The organism is Morganella morganii H1r (assembly GCF_000633515.1).
Classification (GTDB): domain Bacteria; phylum Pseudomonadota; class Gammaproteobacteria; order Enterobacterales; family Enterobacteriaceae; genus Morganella; species Morganella morganii_B.
This window is the reverse complement of record NZ_AYMP01000072.1, coordinates 1-4,570: the sequence shown is the minus strand read 5'-3', so window position 1 is coordinate 4,570 and position 4,570 is coordinate 1. Positions and strand designations below refer to the sequence as shown.

Annotated in this window: 6 protein-coding genes; 1 reads left to right on the top strand and 5 read right to left on the bottom strand. The window is 45.6% G+C overall.

The window, feature by feature from the left end:
* Positions 1-70: 70 nt before the first annotated feature.
* Complete coding sequence (locus U868_RS25140; RefSeq protein WP_080694418.1) at positions 71-1,684, bottom strand: phage antirepressor N-terminal domain-containing protein; 1,614 nt, start codon at positions 1,682-1,684, stop codon at positions 71-73.
* A gap of 82 nt (positions 1,685-1,766) precedes the next feature.
* Between U868_RS25140 and U868_RS24260 the strand changes: the two genes are divergently transcribed.
* Positions 1,767-2,186, top strand: coding sequence for a helix-turn-helix domain-containing protein (locus U868_RS24260; protein WP_025155236.1), 420 nt, complete (start codon positions 1,767-1,769; stop codon positions 2,184-2,186).
* Between the two features lie 77 nt (positions 2,187-2,263).
* Here U868_RS24260 and U868_RS0122385 read toward each other — a convergent pair whose 3' ends face one another.
* The 4 genes from U868_RS0122385 to U868_RS0122370 form a co-directional block, all read right to left on the bottom strand.
* Positions 2,264-2,743, bottom strand: coding sequence for a type II toxin-antitoxin system death-on-curing family toxin (locus U868_RS0122385; RefSeq protein WP_025155235.1), 480 nt, complete (start codon positions 2,741-2,743; stop codon positions 2,264-2,266).
* A gap of 12 nt (positions 2,744-2,755) precedes the next feature.
* Positions 2,756-2,935 carry a hypothetical protein gene (locus U868_RS0122380; protein ID WP_025155234.1) on the bottom strand — a complete coding sequence of 60 codons (180 nt, stop codon included), beginning with the start codon at positions 2,933-2,935 and terminating at the stop codon, positions 2,756-2,758.
* Between the two features lie 163 nt (positions 2,936-3,098).
* Positions 3,099-3,791 carry a DUF6246 family protein gene (locus U868_RS0122375; RefSeq protein ID WP_025155233.1) on the bottom strand — a complete coding sequence of 231 codons (693 nt, stop codon included), beginning with the start codon at positions 3,789-3,791 and terminating at the stop codon, positions 3,099-3,101.
* A 50-nt stretch (positions 3,792-3,841) separates the two neighbouring features.
* Positions 3,842-4,570: Ig-like domain-containing protein (locus U868_RS0122370; protein ID WP_025155232.1), on the bottom strand; the 729-nt coding region annotated here is incomplete at its 5' end.

Below are 4,570 nucleotides of genomic sequence, written 5' to 3'. Positions count from 1 at the left end.
TCCAATGAAAAAAGCCTCAGTTAAGAGGCGGCGTGTGATCTGAATTACAAGGCCGTCCGTGGCCTGTGGGTTATGCTGGTAATGAATCCAGTCTAAGTCGGTTTAAGATGCGCGAATTATCCGTTCTTGCCGGTTCTATATGACGGGTAAGTCTATCGAGTATTTCCCTCATTCCTCTGGCGTTTCTGGCACCTTCGCGAGGCATATCATAGTAGCGGCCGGCAAGTCGATGCTCTGCCGCCCTCAGTATCGGGTACACCTCATCCATCGCGGCGACACACAGAGTAAGGTAGCTCCATGACCAGCAGAGCGTGATCAGGTCATCATCGGTAATCTGCGGCGTTGCCGGCACTGGCATTTCCTGTTTCGGAATAAATTCACCTTCAAGCGGAACACGCGCAGCCAGAGAAAGCGCTTCGGTGAATTTATCACTCCCGATTTCTTTGTATGTGCAGCCAAAGTGACTTTTCAGTGACGACCACATCGTGATCATGGCTTTCGCTTGCTTTTCCTTCGGCAGTGCTTTACCGCGTGTCATTACTAACTGTTTAATTGCTTCCTGCTGTTCAGCGGTGACTTTACCGGGTAAGATTTTCTGACCCTTGCGCTTATTTTTTACTTCGTCAGTAGTCCAGTATTCATGTAAAACACAAAAACATTCTTCTTGGTATGCGATCAATTTATCACGAATATCATCACGGACTTTTGATGGGTTAATGCTGAAAAGCCACCCATTAAGCTTTTTTAGTGGGATACACAAAACATCTCTAAACTTCTTATCCACCGCAACCATGTTCATATGAACACAGTTGTATTTATCTTTGTTTTCATTGAGTTTTCTTATCTGAGTTGACCAACTCATTCCAAGATTATCAACTATTGGCTTCATTGCCACATATGCGATCCCCGACGCCAGTGCCGTTACTAGTGACTGCCCGTGAAACTGGATTTCAGATGTGCTAACTGCCTCAATAACTGCTATAGTATTCATAGTTCGTTTCTCGTTAGGTTTCGGACTAATTTCAAGGCCCTGGCTACCGCAAATAGCTGGGGCTTTATTTTTTATGTAGCTTTCAACTTCCGCAACACCTGAAAATCGCTTATAAGTTGTAAATCCACGCTTATTCATGTGCCGGTTATGCAGATTGGCTGGCTTAAATAAATCAGCTTCCGGCCATCCTTCACTCAACCTGCGGTCTAATGTACATGTATTAATATTGTGTTCTTCGGCTAGCTCCCTCAGCGGCTTTATTTCTCCATTAATTTCATAGTAAACAGTCCCATGTTTTTTATTTGGATCTATTTTTCTCCCGTAAAATTCAGACAGAGGTCTCCTTCCCAATCTCATCCTGCATCTGTCAGCCATATCTTTTGCATTATCCTTGGCGCTCCCTACATACAGGTGCTCTGGGTTAACGCATGATGGATTGTCACACTTGTGCAAAACCCACCACTTGCCGTTATGCTCCCCAGGAATAATTTTTCCGTGAAATAATTCATACATTGCCCTATGTGCCGACCAGGTTGCTCTTTCAAATGAATAACTCCCATACCCATCATGGTTTTTGCTTCCAGTCCATAACCAACACCCTGTTGAGTTATCTTTTTTCACACAGGCCAGCATCCTTTTGCGAAACAGCTCCACATCCTTGATTTGAGCTATGGTTTTTAGTTTTTTCATCATGTTTTGTCTTTAAATATCATGAAATGTCATGTACGATAATACACATGAACTTAAATGTCGGCAATACTTTTAATGATAAATCATGACAAATAATGACACTTTGGCTAGTAGGCTTACCAGAAGAAGAGCTGAACTTGGATACACTCAAGACCAAATAGCAAGGTTGGCTGGCGTCGCTCCTGCTCAAATATCAAGGTATGAGTCTGGGGTAAACAAACCTCGGGCAAAGATGATCGCATCCCTTGCTGAAGTATTATCCGTGCCCTACGAATGGCTTGCCACTGGCAATGAGACGAATTTTTCCATAGATGCACCAAAGGCAGAGGGCGAAACTGACCATTGGTTCCAGTTCCCTCAGGAACTATACGATTGGGTTACAAATGAAGCCAAGGAAACAGGTGAATCGTTTAACGATGTCGTGATAAGGAGATTGAAACAGTATCAAGAAATGGTTGAGCGCGGACTTATTGATGCTGATAGCGATACCTCGGACAAAAAATAAGCCCCTTCCGGGGCTTAGTCGTTTATGGGTTACAGGATTCAATAGCAGCAGGCAACAAAAAAACCCGCCTGAGCGGGTTAATCTTGCTTTATCTCAAAAATAGAACAGCATTCAACGCTTATTTTGCTCATGCATAATTGCCTTGAATCGAAAGGTCTAGACCAGAAGCACAACCAACTATCCAACTCATCGACTGAGTATTCTTTTGTTGCCAGCCCGGTAGCCATTTCAACCACTTCATCTTCTGGCGCTGTAAGCTCATAACCATTGAGCAGCAGGAATACATAGCCAGCCATCATAGCTGTACGTTTATTTGCATTCGCGAACGGGTGATTTCGTATCAGGCTTTCAATTAAAACAGAGGAAAGAACAAACATATCGTCTGTTTGCTGATAATACCTTACCTGATTTGGCCTTGCCTGAGATGAACTTAGATTATTGAAATTGAGGACTTCTATTGGTTCGCTGGGGGTTTGCAGCTCTATCAGAGCTCTGTTGATATTGATAATGTCATCAACAGACAGATAGTTTATTCCCTCTACAAACTCCCCTGCTATATTCAACACTCACTACACCTTAGCTAATTTTTCCATGGCTTTTTCATAGCGAGCGAAACCGAAGTCAAATGCATTTTTGACCTGATTTTCGTGAGTACACTGCTCGCTCATGGCTGCACCAGGTGCCGCGATTTTACTTTTGTCACGAGCAGGTATATTTAAGCGGTTAGGCTTTTGCAGTGCGTGACCCATAATTAACTCCGTTAAAAACCAATAAGTTATAATTTACATCAAGGTATACGATGCGTATAACCAGTGGTTATAATGAAAGTTAAGTTTCATTAAGTCAATAGCGCTGCTTGTATTTTACATTAGGCTACGTATAATCCGCGCCGCTAAATTTTCACATCAAAACCTATGCCATCTTCCTGCTCACCAACCGGCGCTTGCCCTTAATCAGATCATCATTACGGGCATCATCGGCTTTGGTGATGGCCTCATACTCATCTTTCGTGAACCCTTTCTCATCCGGATATTTCGCTTTCAGCATCATCACGAACTCGGTCATTGTGAGTTGTTCCGCTTCGCTGCGGGTGATGTTGAAATGCACACGGGCAGCACTGATGTAATCGACGGCGTGGAACTCGTCGGAGTATTCGTCTTTACCTTCGTTGCGCTGGAGTTTGCGCACCTTAGCTTTACCGATAATGCCGTGGGTCATTAGCTCGCGCGCCAGCAGGATAATATCGCGATAATGCATAGCGCCGTGCCGGTACACCATGCCGGATTTACCCGGCCTCCATTCGCCGATAACTTCAGAGCAGTCATCATCACAACATGCCTGCATCACGTCCATTGCAGTCGATAAAATGCTGCGTCCGTAAACCGGTTTATTTAACAGTGCAATCAGCCATTCAGGAACCACTCCGTAAGCGTCTACAGCAGACACAATAATTTGCTGTACCTCTGCGCCATTTAATCGCGTAAATGCGCTCACAATCTCTTTGGGCGTCCCGATTCGCGTCATAGCATCCAGTGACGGGCGGAACAGGTAATCATTTTCGGCAGTGGATATCACCATCTCGCCGTATTCTAAACGCGGTGTCATATATCCTCCTGAACATTATCAAGGGCACCCGGAGATACCCTTTGTAATATTTAGGCCGCAGTGACTGTAGCGACACATTTCGCCGTCTTACTGCCATCTCCCGATGTGACAGTAATATTCGCGGTACCGGCGGCAACACCGGTGACAGTGACGACATTCAGCAATTTACTGACGGTGGCGAAATTAGGCTTATCGCTGACCACTTCGTAATTTTTGTTTGTCGCGTCAACCGGGTTGAATCCGACCGTGAATGTTGCAGTTTCACCGGCTTTCACTGTCAGTGTTGCAGGATTGGCAGTGATGCTCTGCACCACAATTTCTTCCTGCAGCCACTCAAAGCTGTCAGCGTCTGCTACTTTCAGCTCACCGGAATACGTGGCGATCTCTTTGGTCGGGAATTCCATAGACCATGATGTGAAGTTCATGTACCCCTGAATCACATCACTACCGTCACCTTTCATGTCGAGCTGCACCCAATATGACGGCTGACGGCTGGCCTTGACTTCAGCAAGGATTTCTTTGGCGATATCAAAAGCAGAGGTGGAACCATCAGCGCCCTTGCGCTTCAGTTCACCATCAAACTTAATGGTTAAATCCAGACCGGTCACAATGGCCTCTGTCAGGCCTTTTGTGTCGTCTGCTTTGGAAGTAACTGTTTCGGTGCCGTAATCCAGCCCTTTGCTGGTCAGCGCACCGAGGCGCAGAAACGCGGACTGTTCAGGAACCGTGCCAGGGCAACCGGGCGCGATACGGAGAATCCCCGCATTACCCATCACCAG